This window comes from Flavobacterium sp. CYK-55, from assembly GCF_018413465.1.
Lineage (GTDB): Bacteria > Bacteroidota > Bacteroidia > Flavobacteriales > Flavobacteriaceae > Flavobacterium.
Window position 1 is genome coordinate 84,103 of record NZ_JAHCDK010000009.1, and the last position, 15,608, is coordinate 99,710.

Annotated in this window: 15 protein-coding genes and 1 other RNA gene; 7 read left to right on the plus strand and 9 right to left on the minus strand. The window is 42.8% G+C overall.

The window, feature by feature from the left end:
- Positions 1–108: 108 nt before the first annotated feature.
- Both KIH23_RS10485 and ffs read right to left on the minus strand, forming a co-directional pair.
- Positions 109–510: a hypothetical protein gene (locus KIH23_RS10485; protein ID WP_213213443.1), complete on the minus strand. Its 402-nt coding sequence runs from the start codon at positions 508–510 to the stop codon at positions 109–111.
- Positions 511–864: 354 nt separating this feature from the next.
- Positions 865–963: signal recognition particle sRNA small type (gene ffs / locus KIH23_RS10490), an RNA gene on the minus strand.
- Positions 964–1,051: 88 nt separating this feature from the next.
- On the opposite strand from ffs, the gene KIH23_RS10495 reads away from it, so the two are divergent.
- A complete protein-coding gene (locus KIH23_RS10495; protein ID WP_213213444.1) occupies positions 1,052–2,098 on the plus strand; it encodes a glutaminyl-peptide cyclotransferase in 1,047 nt (348 codons plus the stop codon).
- A 199-nt stretch (positions 2,099–2,297) separates the two neighbouring features.
- Here KIH23_RS10495 and KIH23_RS10500 read toward each other — a convergent pair whose 3' ends face one another.
- On the minus strand, positions 2,298–2,888 hold the full coding sequence (locus KIH23_RS10500; protein ID WP_213213445.1) for a hypothetical protein: 591 nt from the start codon (positions 2,886–2,888) through the stop codon (positions 2,298–2,300).
- A 115-nt stretch (positions 2,889–3,003) separates the two neighbouring features.
- On the minus strand, positions 3,004–4,890 hold the full coding sequence (dnaK, locus tag KIH23_RS10505) for a molecular chaperone DnaK (RefSeq protein ID WP_213213446.1): 1,887 nt from the start codon (positions 4,888–4,890) through the stop codon (positions 3,004–3,006).
- A gap of 410 nt (positions 4,891–5,300) precedes the next feature.
- Here dnaK and KIH23_RS10510 point away from each other — a divergent pair, with 410 nt between their 5' ends.
- The 3 genes from KIH23_RS10510 (at position 5,301) to bla (ending at position 7,900) form a co-directional block, all read left to right on the plus strand.
- The gene (locus KIH23_RS10510) at positions 5,301–6,728 is read left to right on the plus strand and encodes an L-serine ammonia-lyase (protein WP_213213447.1); all 1,428 of its coding nucleotides are present in this window, start codon (positions 5,301–5,303) and stop codon (positions 6,726–6,728) included.
- Between the two features lie 81 nt (positions 6,729–6,809).
- Positions 6,810–7,175 carry a DUF2809 domain-containing protein gene (locus tag KIH23_RS10515; RefSeq protein ID WP_213213448.1) on the plus strand — a complete coding sequence of 122 codons (366 nt, stop codon included), beginning with the start codon at positions 6,810–6,812 and terminating at the stop codon, positions 7,173–7,175.
- An 11-nt stretch (positions 7,176–7,186) separates the two neighbouring features.
- Complete coding sequence (gene bla / locus KIH23_RS10520) at positions 7,187–7,900, plus strand: BlaB/IND/MUS family subclass B1 metallo-beta-lactamase (RefSeq protein WP_213213449.1); 714 nt, start codon at positions 7,187–7,189, stop codon at positions 7,898–7,900.
- Between the two features lie 184 nt (positions 7,901–8,084).
- On the opposite strand, the gene KIH23_RS10525 is transcribed toward bla, so the two are convergent.
- The 5 genes from KIH23_RS10525 to KIH23_RS10545 form a co-directional block, all read right to left on the minus strand.
- A complete protein-coding gene (locus KIH23_RS10525; RefSeq protein ID WP_213213450.1) occupies positions 8,085–9,440 on the minus strand; it encodes an outer membrane beta-barrel protein in 1,356 nt (451 codons plus the stop codon).
- Between the two features lie 11 nt (positions 9,441–9,451).
- Positions 9,452–11,389: a KUP/HAK/KT family potassium transporter gene (locus tag KIH23_RS10530; protein ID WP_213213451.1), complete on the minus strand. Its 1,938-nt coding sequence runs from the start codon at positions 11,387–11,389 to the stop codon at positions 9,452–9,454.
- 87 nt (positions 11,390–11,476) lie between these two features.
- Positions 11,477–12,163 carry a response regulator gene (locus KIH23_RS10535; RefSeq protein WP_213213452.1) on the minus strand — a complete coding sequence of 229 codons (687 nt, stop codon included), beginning with the start codon at positions 12,161–12,163 and terminating at the stop codon, positions 11,477–11,479.
- Positions 12,153–13,268, minus strand: coding sequence for an ATP-binding protein (locus KIH23_RS10540; RefSeq protein ID WP_213213453.1), 1,116 nt, complete (start codon positions 13,266–13,268; stop codon positions 12,153–12,155). Before KIH23_RS10540 ends, KIH23_RS10535 begins: the two co-directional genes overlap by 11 nt.
- Before the next feature lie 601 nt (positions 13,269–13,869).
- Positions 13,870–14,310 (minus strand): nuclear transport factor 2 family protein, encoded by a 441-nt coding sequence (locus KIH23_RS10545; protein WP_213213454.1) that lies wholly within the window; start codon positions 14,308–14,310, stop codon positions 13,870–13,872.
- Positions 14,311–14,405: 95 nt separating this feature from the next.
- Between KIH23_RS10545 and panB the strand changes: the two genes are divergently transcribed.
- The 3 genes from panB to KIH23_RS13830 all read left to right on the plus strand — a co-directional run bounded on the left by panB (position 14,406) and on the right by KIH23_RS13830 (position 15,577).
- Complete coding sequence (panB, locus tag KIH23_RS10550) at positions 14,406–15,224, plus strand: 3-methyl-2-oxobutanoate hydroxymethyltransferase (RefSeq protein WP_213213455.1); 819 nt, start codon at positions 14,406–14,408, stop codon at positions 15,222–15,224.
- Positions 15,225–15,285: 61 nt separating this feature from the next.
- Positions 15,286–15,474: a four helix bundle protein gene (locus KIH23_RS13825; RefSeq protein ID WP_262897469.1), complete on the plus strand. Its 189-nt coding sequence runs from the start codon at positions 15,286–15,288 to the stop codon at positions 15,472–15,474.
- 19 nt (positions 15,475–15,493) lie between these two features.
- A complete protein-coding gene (locus tag KIH23_RS13830; RefSeq protein WP_317197036.1) occupies positions 15,494–15,577 on the plus strand; it encodes a hypothetical protein in 84 nt (27 codons plus the stop codon).
- Positions 15,578–15,608 lie beyond the last annotated feature (31 nt).

Sequence of the window (15,608 nt, forward strand, 5' to 3'; positions counted from 1 at the left end):
TTCAAATTTCCAAATTTCCAAATTATCTCATTTTCAAATTCTTTTTACGGTCTATAAGCGCAGCCGTGTCTAACAGCGCAGCGGTCTACAGACAAAGCAGCTGTTTAACTACTTAACTTCTTTGCGAACGTAATAATACACTTCTTTTCCGTCAGCGCCTTTTTTGCTGGCCGTGATGGTGTAGTATTTACTGCCAACGGGTTTAATTTCATATTCCCAATCAGCAGGTGCATTCGGGTTTTTGCTTTTGTCAAAACGGTTCATATCAGCACACAACTTTTTTTGTGGCGGTGTATTGACGAGTTCTTCAGCACCACGCGTGGTAACCATATACTGCAAATTGTACTGACCACACGGACCCGGTTTTAAAGTACTGTTTTCTGAGGCTACTTCGGGATTATCGCGGTAGGCTTCAAACTCTTTTTTGAATTCAGGATAAGCGGCTTTATCAGCCGTTTGAGCGATGGTTGATGCTGCGGTAAACAGCAATGCGATTAGGATAGATTTCATAGTTTTATTTTTGAATTCGGAGCGTAAATATAGGATTTTTTGTAGTGGATTGGAAAGGAAGTTTAGGAAGTTGAAAAGGTTTAAAAAGTTTAGTTGAAACATTCTGTTTGTTGAATCATCTCATTTTCAAATTTTCAAATTTCCAAATCTTCAAATCTTCAAATCATCTTTTCTCTTAAAATCTTACTGTCTGATTGTCCTACAGTCTTAAAATCTCAACTACTGCCCTAGCCCCGATTGAAGACGATATCCTTTTGCGCGCGAGCAAGCAAAAGATAAAGGCGAAAAGCGGGATGAGCTCCTGCCAAAAATAAAAAAACTTCCCTGAGGAAGCCTTTGTTTTTTTTTATAAAAAAATGGCAAGCGACCTACATCGCACCGCTACAACCGCATACCTTTGCTATGTTCCCATCCTGGAGGATTTTGCAGGAGCTGGTCGTGTAGGACTTGCCGCCGCAAATATACAATCTTTTTATATTTTTGCAAGCAATAAAACTCTTGAAAAATCATTAATATATTTGCTCGCGATTAAATTAAATTCATGAAAAAACGTAATCTGCTCCCAGCCATTTTGTTAGGCGCTTTATTGGTAGCCTGTAAAGGTTCAGAAAATAACAACGAAAGTTTGTTTTCATTTGAAACCAAGAATTTTAAAGAGGCTTATCAGCCCGGCGAACAAGTATCGCTCGAGATTGTCAATGCACAAAACAAAAAAATTGACAGTATTATTTATTATGTCAACGATATAAAAGTAGGTTCAAAAAAAGGTTCCGAAAAAATGTCGGTGGCTTTGGGCGGCGGAAAACTCGGTTACCAGAACTTGAAAGCGTCTATTTATTTTGAAGGTGAAAATACTGAAACCACCGCGCGTGTTGAGCTTATGTCAGGCGTTGAACCCAAGCTTTTGAGTTATTCATTGGTGCGCACTTATCCGCACGACACATTGGCTTTTACCGAAGGTTTTGAATTTTACCGCGATACTTTGCTCGAGAGCACCGGACAAAAAGGTTTGTCGCATTTTAGAAAGTACGACTACAAAACCGGCAAAATCTACAAGCAAGTCAATATGGACAATCAATATTTTGGCGAAGGTATTACGGTGATCAACAACCAGATTTTTCAGTTGACTTGGCAGTCAGGCATTGGTTTTATTTACGATGCCAACTCGCTCAAACAACTCAAATCATTTGCCTATGACAAAAAGATTGAAGGTTGGGGCATGACCAATGACGGCAAAATGATTTATCAATCAGACGGAACCGAAAAAATCTGGAAGATGGATCCGGCCACGCAAAAGATGACCGATTACATCAACGTTTATACTAATTCAAGCAAAATTAAAAGCATCAACGAACTCGAATGGATTGGCGGAAAAATCTACGGCAACATTTGGCAAAAAGATGCTATTGCGGTGATCAACCCAACTACCGGCGCGGTTGAAGGTGTTTTGAACTTAGCCGATTTGCGGAATCAAGTCAAGAACCAAGAAGCCGAAGTGCTCAACGGAATTGCCTACAACCCCAAAACCAAAACCATTTTTGTAACCGGTAAAAACTGGGATAAAATTTTTGAGATAACGGTGAAGTAAGACACGCTGCGCTACAGACACGCTCTGCGAGCTATAGAAACGCCCTTCGGGCTTTAGATGGTTTGCGTATAAATTAAAAAAGAGGCTTCGTTATGAAACCTCTTTTTTATTTTAATATCTGTCAATCTATAGGCGTTAGCCGTGTCTGTAGCAAAGCGTGTCCTGAGCGTTAGCGTGTCTATAGCACAGCGTGTCCCAACTACTTTTTCTTCAAATCTTTACTGTCCTGATAGATATTGCTCGATGCGTTATAAATCAGCGTTCTGTCTTCTTTTTTGTTTTTCAAACTCACATCGCCATTGGGGTTCAACGCAAAAGCCAAACCTTCACTGCGGTTTTTCTCAACGGTTTGCGAGGCATTTTTGAGTTTGTCTAAATACTGAATTTCTTTGATTTTGGTGGTGGTTTGCGCATTTGAAAACGCCTTGCCTTTGCTGGCTAAATTGTAAATTTCGGTATAGGTCGTTGTTTTATCTTCGGTGCGTTCCGAGGTTTGTATCAAGGTATTTTCGGTCCAACTAATGCAATGCAATTTGACGCCTTTAGCCGTAAAAGCGGTAATCGAAGCCGTGGCCGGTTTGGCGGGTTCGGTATACGATTTTAGTTTGATGGTGTCTTTTTTCCCTTTTCCGTTGACAAACAAATAAAGCTCATTTTTGATAAACTCAACCGTCAAGTTTTCAGCTTTGGCCAAGGCAGCCGTTGATTTAGCTGTGGCGGGTTTTTTTTTCTGTGCCGACAGCGGAAGTGCGAATAGAGCGCACAAAACGAAGAACAATACTTTTTTCATAAGAATATTTTTGAATCGGGAAAGTACAAAAAATAAAGTTTCACTGGTTCGGGATGCATCATAAAAAAACCGGATAATCTCTTAACCGGTTTTAGTATTTATAAATCTAAAAGCCTTACTTGACTTCTTCGTAATCTACATCCTGCACTTGATCACCTTGGTTTTCGGCCTGCGGTTGTGCTGCTTGCGGTTCGCCTTGCGCGCCTTGTGCATACATATTCTCACTAGCGGTTTTCCAAGCCGCATTGATTTTGTCTAATGCATTTTGAATCGCCGCTAAATCTTGGCTTTGGTGTGCTGTTTTGAGCTCTTCTAAAGCCGCTTCAATCGATGCTTTGTGCTCAGCGGGCATTTTCTCGCCTAATTCTTTAAGCTGATTCTCGGTTTGGAAAATCATACTATCCGCCTCGTTGAGTTTTTCGGCTTTTTCACGCGCAATACGATCGCTGTCGGCATTGGCTTCGGCTTCTTTTTTCATTCTTTCAATTTCATCCGGAGTCAATCCTGAAGAAGCTTCAATACGAATGTCATGTGATTTTCCGGTTCCTTTATCAGTAGCCGAAACTTTGATGATACCATTGGCATCAATATCAAAAGTTACCTCAATTTGCGGAACACCTCTCGGGGCCGGCGGAATTCCGTCTAAGTGAAAACGTCCGATGGTTTTGTTGTCATTGGCCATAGAGCGCTCACCTTGCAACACGTGAATCTCCACGCTTGGTTGCGAATCAACAGCGGTTGAGAATACTTGTGATTTTTTGGTCGGAATGGTCGTGTTGGCATCGATGAGTTTGGTCATCACTCCGCCCATGGTTTCAATACCTAATGAAAGCGGCGTTACATCCAAAAGCAATACATCTTTTACATCGCCTGACAATACACCACCTTGAATGGCTGCACCAATCGCTACCACCTCATCAGGGTTTACACCTTTAGAAGCTTTTTTACCAAAGAACTTTTCAACTTCTTCAGCAATACGCGGCATACGGGTTGAACCACCTACCAAGATGATTTCATCAATATCTGATTTTGACAAACCGGCATCTTGCAAAGCTTTAGCCACCGGCTCCATCGAGCGTTTGATGAGTGCATCTGACAATTGCTCAAATTTGGCACGGCTCAATTTTTTCACCAAGTGTTTGGGTCCTGAAGCCGTAGCCGTAATATAAGGCAAGTTGATTTCGGTTTCAGCCGATGATGACAACTCAATCTTCGCTTTTTCAGCCGCTTCTTTAATACGTTGCAACGACATCGGATCTTGACGCAAATCAATACCCTCTTCGGCTTTGAATTCATCAGCCAACCAATCAATAACGGTTTGGTCAAAATCATCACCCCCTAAGTGCGTGTCACCGTTGGTTGACAATACTTCAAAAACACCATCGCCCAATTCTAAGATTGAGATATCAAACGTACCTCCACCCAAATCGTATACAGCAATTTTTTGGTCTTTACCTTGTTTGTCCAAACCATAAGCAAGCGCAGCAGCTGTTGGCTCGTTGATGATACGCATCACTTTTAAGCCTGCAATTTCTCCGGCTTCTTTAGTAGCTTGACGCTGTGCATCGTTAAAATACGCCGGCACGGTAATGACCGCTTCGGTTACGCTTTGACCCAAATAGTCTTCGGCCGTTTTTTTCATTTTTTGCAACGTCATCGCAGAGAGTTCTTGCGGTGTATACAAACGACCGTCAATATCTACACGCGGTGTGTTGTTGTCGCCTTTAACCACGCTATACGGAACACGCGTTGCCTCACCTTTGGTTTCATCAAAACTGTGGCCCATAAAACGTTTGATTGATGCGATGGTTTTGGTTGGGTTGGTCACTGCCTGTCTTTTGGCCGGATCACCCACTTTAATTTCACCACCTTCTACAAAACCAATAATAGACGGTGTGGTTCTTTTTCCTTCTGAATTCGGAATCACTACTGCCTCGCTACCTTCCATTACAGAAACACAAGAGTTGGTGGTTCCTAAGTCAATTCCAATAATTTTACCCATTTCTTATAGTATTAATTTTTTGTTCTTTTTGTTTCGTTTTTTTAAAAACTTGAGTCGCCGTTGTCAATCTTTATGCCACGAGGTCAGACGTTATTTGATTGTCAGTTTTTGATGCATAACTCTGACAAGCTGTCATTTTTTTTGACATTTTTGGGCGTTCCCCTACGCGCCAACCACCCATTTGACAGCAACAACCTTCAGCTGCGGGTCGGGCTGTTCGCGGTGCACGGCACCCGGCTGCCATCCCTAACGCGCACAACGCCAACGCTCAAGCATTATCAAATCAGCAAAAAAACCAAACCGCTATTCAAAATCCTTTAATTTCACAACATTGTTTCTGCGCATTATTCAAGCATTCAATTATATTTGCACAAGGCGCACAAGCGCAACCCAACAAAACCGTCTTTTTTATGGAAGAATGTATCTCAGTTTTTGACATGCTCAAAATTGGCGTCGGACCATCGAGTTCACACACCCTCGGGCCCTGGCGCGCCGCCGAACGTTTCTTGAGCGAACTGCGCGAGCAAAACCAACTGAGTCATACCCAAAAAGTTCAGGTTGATTTGTATGGCTCGCTTTCGCTCACCGGTAAAGGCCACGCCACAGATTTGGCCGTCATGCTCGGACTCAGCGGTCAAGACCCAGAATATATTCCGGTGCAAAATATAGATGGCATTATTACGCACATCAAAACCCAGCATCAACTGCATTTGGGCGGTGAAATCCATATTGATTTTAACCCGGAACAGAACATCATATTCAACAAAAACTTTTTGCCGTTTCATGCCAATGCGCTCACATTTACAGCTTATTTTTCAGACGAAAAAAACTACAGCTCTACCTTTTACTCGATTGGTGGCGGTTTTGTAGTCAAAGAAGACCGTCCAAATGCCAAAAAGAAAGTCGAAATCAAACGCACATTTCCGTTTCCGATTCAAAATGCCGACGAGCTTTTAAAATATACCCAAACCCAAAACAAAAGTATTTCTGAGATAGTTTTAGAAAATGAAAAATCAATGCGCTCTGAAGCCGAAATCAGCTCAGAACTCATGCGCGTTTGGAACACCATGCTCGAATGTATGTATATTGGTTGCCATACCGAAGGCGTTTTGCCCGGCGGGCTCAATGTGCGTCGTCGCGCTTTTGATATGCACCAAAACCTCATCGGCGAATTGCCATATAACAATCCGCAAGAATGGCTCGAAGTCATTCGAAAAACCGAAGTTAAATTCCGCCAAATCCTCAAATGGGTTTCGTGTTTTGCCTTGGCCGTCAACGAGGTCAATGCAGCCTTGGGCCGAGTAGTAACAGCGCCCACCAACGGAAGTGCGGGTGTGATTCCGGCGGTGCTCATGTATTATATGGTGATTGAAAACCACCAAGCCGGCGAAAAAGAAATCAAACAATTTTTGATGGTGGCCGGCGAAATTGGCAGCATCTTTAAAAAAGGTTCTACCATTTCAGCCGCTATGGGCGGTTGCCAGGCCGAAATTGGCGTATCATCAGCCATGGCTGCGGCTGCTTTATGCGAAGTCATGGGCGGCACTGCTGATCAAGTTTTGATGGCCGCCGAAATTGCCATGGAACACCACTTAGGGCTTACCTGTGATCCGATTGGCGGATTGGTGCAAGTTCCGTGTATTGAGCGCAATACAATGGGCGCCATCAAAGCCATCAACGCGGCTGAACTCGCTATGGAAACCGATGCCAAAAATGCCAAAGTGCCGCTGGATAAAGTCATTGACACCATGTGGAAAACGGCCCAAGACATGAATTCAAAATACAAAGAAACCTCTGAGGGCGGCTTGGCTATTACAGTCAACATGGCGGATTGTTAGTTTTATGTTGTATGCTGTATGTTAAATGTTGAATGAGAATCTTATATGTAATCGAACTTTGTTGAACCTACTGAATAAATTATGAGGCGCAATCGAAGTTTTTATTTCTTAATCACTTTATTTGTAGTGCTTATTGGGATTTTATCCCGAAAAATTGATTCTATCCCTTTGTTTATCGGAGATGTTTTATATGCCGTGATGGTGTATTTTGGATGTCGTGTGCTTTTCGTCCATTTTGTTCATTCAAAGAAAATCATAGTGCCGTTGGTGATTTGCTACTTAATCGAACTGCAGCAATTGTCGGATGCATCGTGGCTCGTGTCAATACGCAATACGACTTTGGGGCATTATGCCTTGGGTCAGGGTTTTCTGTGGAGTGATTTGGTTTGCTATGCTGTTGGCGTTGGAATCGGTTTCCTATTGGATTATAAGACTGTAAGATTTTAAGATTTTAGATAATGAGAATTATAAAATATTGGTTGGTCGTTATTTTACTGGGTTGCTTTGAAAGTGGCTTCTCCCAAAAACTTGATATTACACATCTCACGGGAAACTTCTATGTCTATACGACTTATAAAGACATCGGCGGCAGACCGTTTCCTTCAAATGGTTTGTATCTGGTAACGGGCAATGGAGTGGTCTTGATTGATACACCTTGGGATGAAACGCAATTCCAGCCGCTACTCGACTCGATTCTGAAGCGTCACCACGCAAAACCGGTACTTTGCATTGCGACGCATTCCCACGACGACCGCACAGCCGGACTCGAATACTTCCGCTCGAAAGGGATTCGAACCTATACCTCAAAGCAAACGCTCGATTTATGTAAAAAGCATCATGAAAAACAAGCGGAATTCAGTTTCAAAAATGATACGGTTTTTAATGTTGGTGGCAACAAAATCCAAACATTCTATCCCGGAAAAGGCCACACGCAAGACAACATTATCATTTGGTTTGAACAGGATAAAGTCTTATACGGCGGCTGTTTCGTCAAAAGTACCCAAAGCGCTGGCTTGGGCAATATTGCCGATGCCGATCTAAAAGCCTGGCCGAAATCGATGCGGAAACTCATCAAAAAATTCCCGCAGCGACAATTCATCATTCCCGGCCATCAAAGCTGGACGAATAATAAAAGTCTAGAGCATACCTTAAAATTGCTTGAACAGAATTGAGGTTCTAGATTTTTAGATTTATGCCGAATAGGTGTCGAAAGCCCTAGCCCGGATTGTACTGAAAAACAAAATCGCGTCAGACCCTACAAAAGGTGACGGGACAAAGCGACCGAAGGAAGCTCTTGTCCCGTTTTACCGTTGTGGTCTGACGCGATTTTTTTGTAAGGGAAAGCCGGATAAGCTTCTAAATTCTAAACAAAACTGCAAAAATTAATCGGTTCTCAACTTTGACCAAATCGGGTTTCCATTCAGACGGTAAAGGGGTGGTCGTATAACCTGTCGGTGAAGTCACGCCTCCGCTTCCGGCAAAATACGGCACATTGGCCTCGCGATGCGCGAACTCAATCCGAAAAGTAATGCTTTGATTGGGCATATAATCAAAATTGGTCGAGGCATCCCAACCTTTGAATTCATCGCCGGGGTTGGCCGAAAACGGATGTGTTCCGATGGTTTGCGTTGGGTTATTAGGATTCGGCAGCGGGCTCGCATCGCCGGTTGGATACAACACCAAATAGCGTCCGGGGTTGGTCATTGCGCCGCCGCCGATGGTCCAAGCCATACGATCGCGGTTGAACCACATGCGGTGATAGACCATCCCACTCAAAAAATATTGTGACGGGTTTTGCGCATTTCCGTTGAAGCCGCCCACGCCATCGCCGGTTTCAAAACCAACATCGGCTGTAATTGAAAAAGCGGCTTTGCTCAAACCTTTGCTATTGGGCTGATTGAAATAGCGCACCTGCAAACTGTTGTCAGAATGAAAGCGTTTGCGGTTGGGCAAGCCTGCGGCATCGGTTCCGAAATAATCGTTGGTGAGCAATTTGACGGCTTCGTTCGGACACCAAGTGAGGTTGCCGCCCAAACCGGGCATACTGTTGAATTTGCCGTAACTCTGCCAACCGTTGATGAGCCAACCTTCAATTTTAAGTTTGTTGGTCGGGAAGATTTGCACGCGCAATCCGTTGAAAAACCAAGGTGTGTTGTCAGAGGTAAACGAGGCTTGATATTCCCAGTTTTCAACCTGATAATACGAATTCAAACCAATGTAGGACATAAACATCCCCGCATCGACATTGATGCCGTGCCATTTATCAAAATGATAACCCGCATAGGCTTCTGACAAATATCGATACACATTGTCGAGTTGATATTGCCCGCGATACACGCTGTAATCATTGCGCGGAACCACTGTTGAACGCGTTCCGAATTGCATCATGATGCGACCGCGCGCGTTTTGATAATTAAAATCTCCGCCCAAATTAGCACTTGAAAGTTGAAACTCATTGTTGCGCGCCAAGGCTGTGGAACCTACGACGGTGTTGTCTTTCGGGTTGTTGAACGAATGCGTATAATTGACATCAATCATCACACTGCCGGTAAAATATTTCGTAGCCAAAACCGGTGGAGAAGTTCTGCGGTCAGAGCCATTTTGCCATGATTGATCCATGCCGGCAAAAGGCGTCTTGACTTGGGTGGAATCAATTTGTGCCGAGCTGATGAGTGAAAAAGCAATAAAAGCCCAAATAAAAATAGTTTTCATAAATGATGAGATTAGTTTGATTTTTTTTCTAGAATGAGTTGCGTAATCGGTTGATATACAATGGGTAATTCTTCAATGGTGACGTCGCTTTTGTCGAGTCCGAAGGCTTTGGTATCAGAAATAGATAGTACTTTGAGCCAATAATAAGCACGTAAAAGCAATCCATCGCGCACAGCAAATTCATTCTCGACCGAAAGGAATTTTTCAAGAATCACAAACTGATAATCGGGCTCGCAATGATAGCGCGAAGTAGCATCTACCGACGGTGCAAAAGGTTGTGCGCGCTGTGCTGACCATTCTGAAGCTATTTTTTTGAAGTACAACTCAACGCGCGGTTGTACGCGGAATCCAATGTTGAGCACTATTTTGATAACGCGGTCTGAAAGTTCAATTACTTCATAATTCAGTGTATACGGATCATTGACGCGGTTGATGTGGAAAAACCAATAAACATCGGCGCGTTTGGGCTTTTTGGCAAAAATTGATTTGATGATTTTTTCTTCGATTTCATAATTTTTGTCGGCTTTGGATAAATAGATCAAATGTGTTGCAAAAAGGGGAATTTGCTGGTCTTGACTCAGTTGTTCCAACAGCGGGACTTCTTCGGCCAAATTGGTGAATTTGATGAATCGGTTGTTGATTTTACGCGCGTAATACCAAACATACATCACCATAAAAATGAACAATTCAAAAAACAAGAACATCCAACGTTCTTTGATTTTGACAATATTCGCAGCAAAAAACGAGAGTTCAATGACACAAAAAACCAGCATAATGATTGAAACCCAGAGCGCTTTCATCTTCTTGATAAACACCAAATAATAACCCAAAAGCAAACTGGTCATCATCATGGCAATCGTGATGGAGAAGCCATAAGCAGCTTCCATATGAGTTGAATTTTTAAAGTATAAAATCATCAGTACGCAGCCCACCCACAAAATAGTATTGATCGATGGAATGTAGATTTGCCCTTTGAGGTCCGTCGGGTTTTTGAGGGCAACGCGTGGCCAAAAGTTGAGCGAAATGGCTTCGTTGATCAAAGTATACGAACCGCTGATGAGCGCTTGCGAGGCAATGATTGCGGCCATGGTAGCAATGATGATTCCGGTGAGCAAAAACCACTCGGGCATGATGGCGTAAAACGGATTGCGGTCACCCAACGATGGATTACCTTGTGTCATCAGCCAAGCGGCTTGACCAAGATAGTTTACGACCAAAGCAATTTTGACATATACCCAAGTAATGCGGATGTTCTTTTTGCCGCAATGACCTAAATCTGAATACAAAGCTTCGGCTCCGGTGGTACACAAAAACACAGCACCGAGCAACCAAAAACCTTTTGGATATTCAACGAGTAATTCATAAGCATAAACCGGATTGAGCGCCTTGAAAATCTCAGGGTGATGGATAATTTGACTCGCGCCCATAACCAACAACATCCCGAACCAAAGCGCCATAATCGGCCCGAAGAGCGAACCTACTTTTTGGGTTCCGAAGCGCTGAAAGAAAAACAAACTCGAGAGAATGGCAATGACAATCGGAATGGTCGGTAAATGCGGCACGAGCACTTCTAAGCCTTCAACAGCTGAGGCCACTGAAATCGGTGGTGTGATGATGCCGTCGGCTAGCAAAGTGGTTGCACCGAGAATTGTTGGAATGACCAGTTTGCCTTTGCCGAATCGTTTGACGAGCGCATACAATGAGAAAACACCGCCTTCGCCATGATTGTCGGCCGAAAGCGTCAAGAAAATATACTTAAATGTGGTCTGGAAAGTGAGCGTCCAAAAAACGCAAGAAACCCCGCCATAGACGAGTAATTCAGTAATCGGGCGATCGCCAACAATGGCCTTCATCACATACAACGGGCTGGTGCCGATGTCGCCATAAATAATGCCCAAAGCCACCAACAATGAGGCCGCGGAAACTTTTGATAAATCAGGTGATTTCATGGTAAGAGTTTAAAAAAATAGAAATAAAAAGTCTGTATCGCCTGTAATGACAAGCAATGCATAGTGAGTGCGATATGTAGTTAATGATTATCCGGTGTTGAATCGGTAGCCTATGCCCGACTCGGTAATAATGTATTTGGGATGATTGGCATCGGCTTCAATTTTTTTGCGCAATTGAGCCACAAACACCCGCAAATATTGGGTTTGATCGGCATAAGCGTTGCCCCAAACTTCTTTGAGTAAATACTGATGCGTGAGCACGCTGCCTTCATTTTGAGCGAGCAAAACCAAAAGCGCATATTCGGTAGCGGTGAGTTTGATGATTTGTTCTGCTTTTTTGACCACGCGCGCTTGCACATCAATCGAGCAATCGCCAAAAACAATCAAGGGTTGCGCTGTTTTAGTCACCACATTGCGCAAACCGGTACGAATTCTGGCCAACAATTCTTGCGTGCGAAAAGGTTTGGTCATGTAATCATTGGCGCCGTGGTCTAGAGCAGTGACAATATCGCTCTCTGTATTTTTGACCGTCAGCATAATGATCGGAGCTGCGTACCATTCGCGCAGGCGTTTGAGCACTTCTTGACCATCTAAATCAGGCAAACCTAAATCAAGCAAAATCATATCGGGCTGATGTCCGGCGGCCAAAGCCATTCCTTCATGGGCAGTGGCAGCCATAAGGGTTTTATAACCTTCAGATTCTAGGGTAATTTCGAGTAGCTTGCGAATTTGCGGCTCATCGTCAATGATCAATATAAGCGATTTATGATTCATGGCTGATGTCTTTGAGATGCATGACCGCTGCCGGAAATTGAACGGTGAAAACCGCTCCGCCTGCTTCAGCATTTTGCAAAGTGATGGTTCCGTTTTGGGCTTCGGTAAAACCACGGACGATGGATAAACCCAAACCAGTTCCGCCGGTTTTTGCATTTTGAGGTCGATAAAACTTGTCAAAAGCGTGTTCGATTTCATCAGGCTGAAAACCCGGCCCGTCATCGGCAATGGTGAGCTGACAAGTCATGGGATTTTGCGGATGATATTCAAAATCGGCTTCGGGCATATACTCAATGGCTATTTGAATCGCGGCTCCTTTAGGCGTGTAAAGCGATGCGTTGTAAACCAAGTTATACAGAATTTGCTCAGTCAAACCATAATCGAGTTTGAACAACGGCAAATAATCGTTCTTTTTGACTTGAACCCGGTGAAATGGCAAATCGTCTTTTAAGCTATCGAGCACGTTGTAGACCAACTCGCTCATATCGCACCAATCATAATGCGGCTGAATATAACCCGATTCTAAACGCGACATATTGAGCAAATTCTCTACCTGATGATTGAGTCGCATGGATGCTTTGTCCATTTCAAACAGAAGTTTGTTTTTGTTCTCCTCGCTAATTTTACCGGTCTGTTCTTGCAACATCCCGATTCCGCCCATGATGGTGGCAATGGGCGTTCTGAGTTCGTGCGAAAGCGAATCGAGCAAAGTATTATAGAGTTTCATAGTGCTGATTTTGGCTTCGCGTACCCGGGCCAATTGTTCGGCTTTGCGGATTTTAAAAGTCAGCACGGCATTGACCAGCGCAATCACAAAAAACAAAAGCAACAACAAAAAATCTTCGGTGCTGTTGATGTGTAGCGTATAATAGGGTTGGATGAACAAAAAGTCGAGAATCAGCGCGCTGTATAAAGCCGCAAAAAGCACCGGCCACATGTCGAGAAAAATGGCCAAAATAGATACCGCCACGAGTAGTACATAACCCAAAACCTTATAATCAAACAAATCGCGGGTAAGCAAACCCAAGGCAGCAATGATACTGATGGTAAGCCAACTGACCAGATATTGTTTTTTGTGCGAAGTAGGCTTTAAAGAAGTATTCATAAATTACTTTCAGAATAACGATACAAAGGTAAGGTAAGCGATGTAAGTATTTTATAAGAACTTTTGGGTTGGATATAAAGATTTTATAAAGATAATTTGGGAGTGAAGTTTTTGGTTGAGGAGCACAAAATGACACGAAGTTAACACAAAGTAACACAATGTTTTTTTAAGTTTAAAAGGGCTTTGAAGCACAAAGTTTACAGAAGTTAACGCAAAGTGACGCAAAGGTTTTTAAGTTAGGAAAGTTTTGGTGTACAAGGTTTAGAAGTGGAGCACAAAGTTCAAAGAAGTTAACACAAAGTGACGTAAAGGTTTTTAAGTTAGAGTAGTTTTTGCCGTGCTCATAAATGTTGTGCTGCATTTATCAGTTAACACAAAACTCCTAGCCCTGATATTTAGCTTCGCTCAGTTCGGCTGCGCCTCGGGTGATATTAAGAGGAGCAAGTCCGGTGGACTTGAGGTATCTTAAGTTTATTTGAAAACAAACTTTATCAGTTAACACAAAACTCCTAGCCCTGATGGAAGCGGCATCCTTTTTTGAGAGGAACGAACAAAAAAGATAAAGCGCACAGCAGGTTCCCGGCTTCTAAAAATGAATCACCTATTTTCTTCTGGTGTCAATAATATACACAATCTTCCAGCGGTCTTTTTCTTTAAACAACGTAAAAGCATTCACGCCTTTGTGGCTGAGTTTGCCGTTTAAGTAGAATTCATAAGGTGTCCAAGCGTGGCCCATAGAGCCGTCAACCTGTATGGTATAACCCAAAATTTGCTCGTTGTATTTAAGTGTCTGAGGCATTGAGGCAATGGAGCGGTAAAAAAATTGTTGCGGTTCTTCGGTCAGTTTGTTGCCGTTGGCGTTTTCTTCAATGGATTGCAAAATCAACTTATCGGCACAAACCTGATGCAACAAAACAGTATCGCGGTGGTGAAAACCCTCAAAAAAAGTCTCGATGGTGTTGCGAATTTCTTGTTTGTCAAAATCTTGTGCGTTGACTTGTAGTGCGCCCATGAGTAAAACTGCGAATAATATCTTTTTCATAACAACTCAATTGAATAAAGACAAAGATAAAAAAACAAGCTCCGGTTAACTACCGTATGATTTTATTACTTTTACATCCACTAAAATCGCAAAGTATGTCAGTTGCCAAAAAAGATTACAAAAGAATCACGACCAAATCGCTGATTGAAATGAAAGAAAACGGCGAGAAAATCTCGATGCTCACCGCTTATGATTTCACCATGGCCCATATTGTAGATGTGGCCGGAGTTGATGTGATTCTTGTGGGCGATTCTGCGAGCAACGTTATGGCTGGGCATGAAACCACTTTGCCTATTACGCTCGACCAGATGATTTACCACGCATCGAGTGTGATTCGTGGAGTTCAAAGAGCACTCGTGGTGGTTGATTTGCCTTTTGGTAGTTATCAATCAGATTCTAAAGAAGCGCTGCGTTCGGCCATCAGAATCATGAAAGAAAGCGGTGCGCATGCCGTGAAAATGGAAGGTGGTGCCGAAATCAAAGACAGCATCAAAAAAATCCTCAATGCCGGAATTCCGGTGATGGGGCATTTGGGTTTGACCCCGCAATCGATTTACAAATTCGGAACTTATACCGTACGTGCCAAAGAAGAAGCCGAAGCCGAACAACTCATGGAAGATGCTAAATTGCTCGAGAGTTTGGGTTGTTTTGCCATTGTACTTGAGAAAATTCCGGCACATTTGGCCGAAAAAGTAGCCCAAAGCATCTCGATTCCGGTGATTGGCATTGGAGCCGGTGGCGGTGTAGATGGTCAGGTTTTGGTGATTCACGATATGCTGGGTATGAACAACGAATTTAGTCCGCGCTTTTTGCGCCGTTACCTCAATTTATATGAGCAAATGACCGGCGCGATTGGGCAATATGTAGCTGATGTAAAGGCGAAAGATTTTCCGAACGAGAAAGAGCAATACTAAGACTGTAAGACTGTAAGATTATAAGACCAATTAAAATTGTATTCGCCTAAAATTTATTTATATGCACAAATTCAAGCAATTAGAGATTTGGAAACAAAGTAGAGAGTTCTGTACTCAAATTTATAAATTGACAAGTGTTTTTCCTCATGAAGAAAAATTTGGTTTGGTCAATCAGTTGAGGAGAGCTGCTGTATCAATTCCTTCAAATATAGCAGAAGGTTCATCTAGAAAATCCAAAAAAAGACTTTAGTAGATTTATAGAAATTGCGATAGGTTCTGCTTATGAAATTGAAACACAATTACTCATCTCATCAGATCTTGAGTTTATCAATTCTGAATGTCTAGATTCGTAAGTAATCAAAATTGATATACTCACAAAAATGA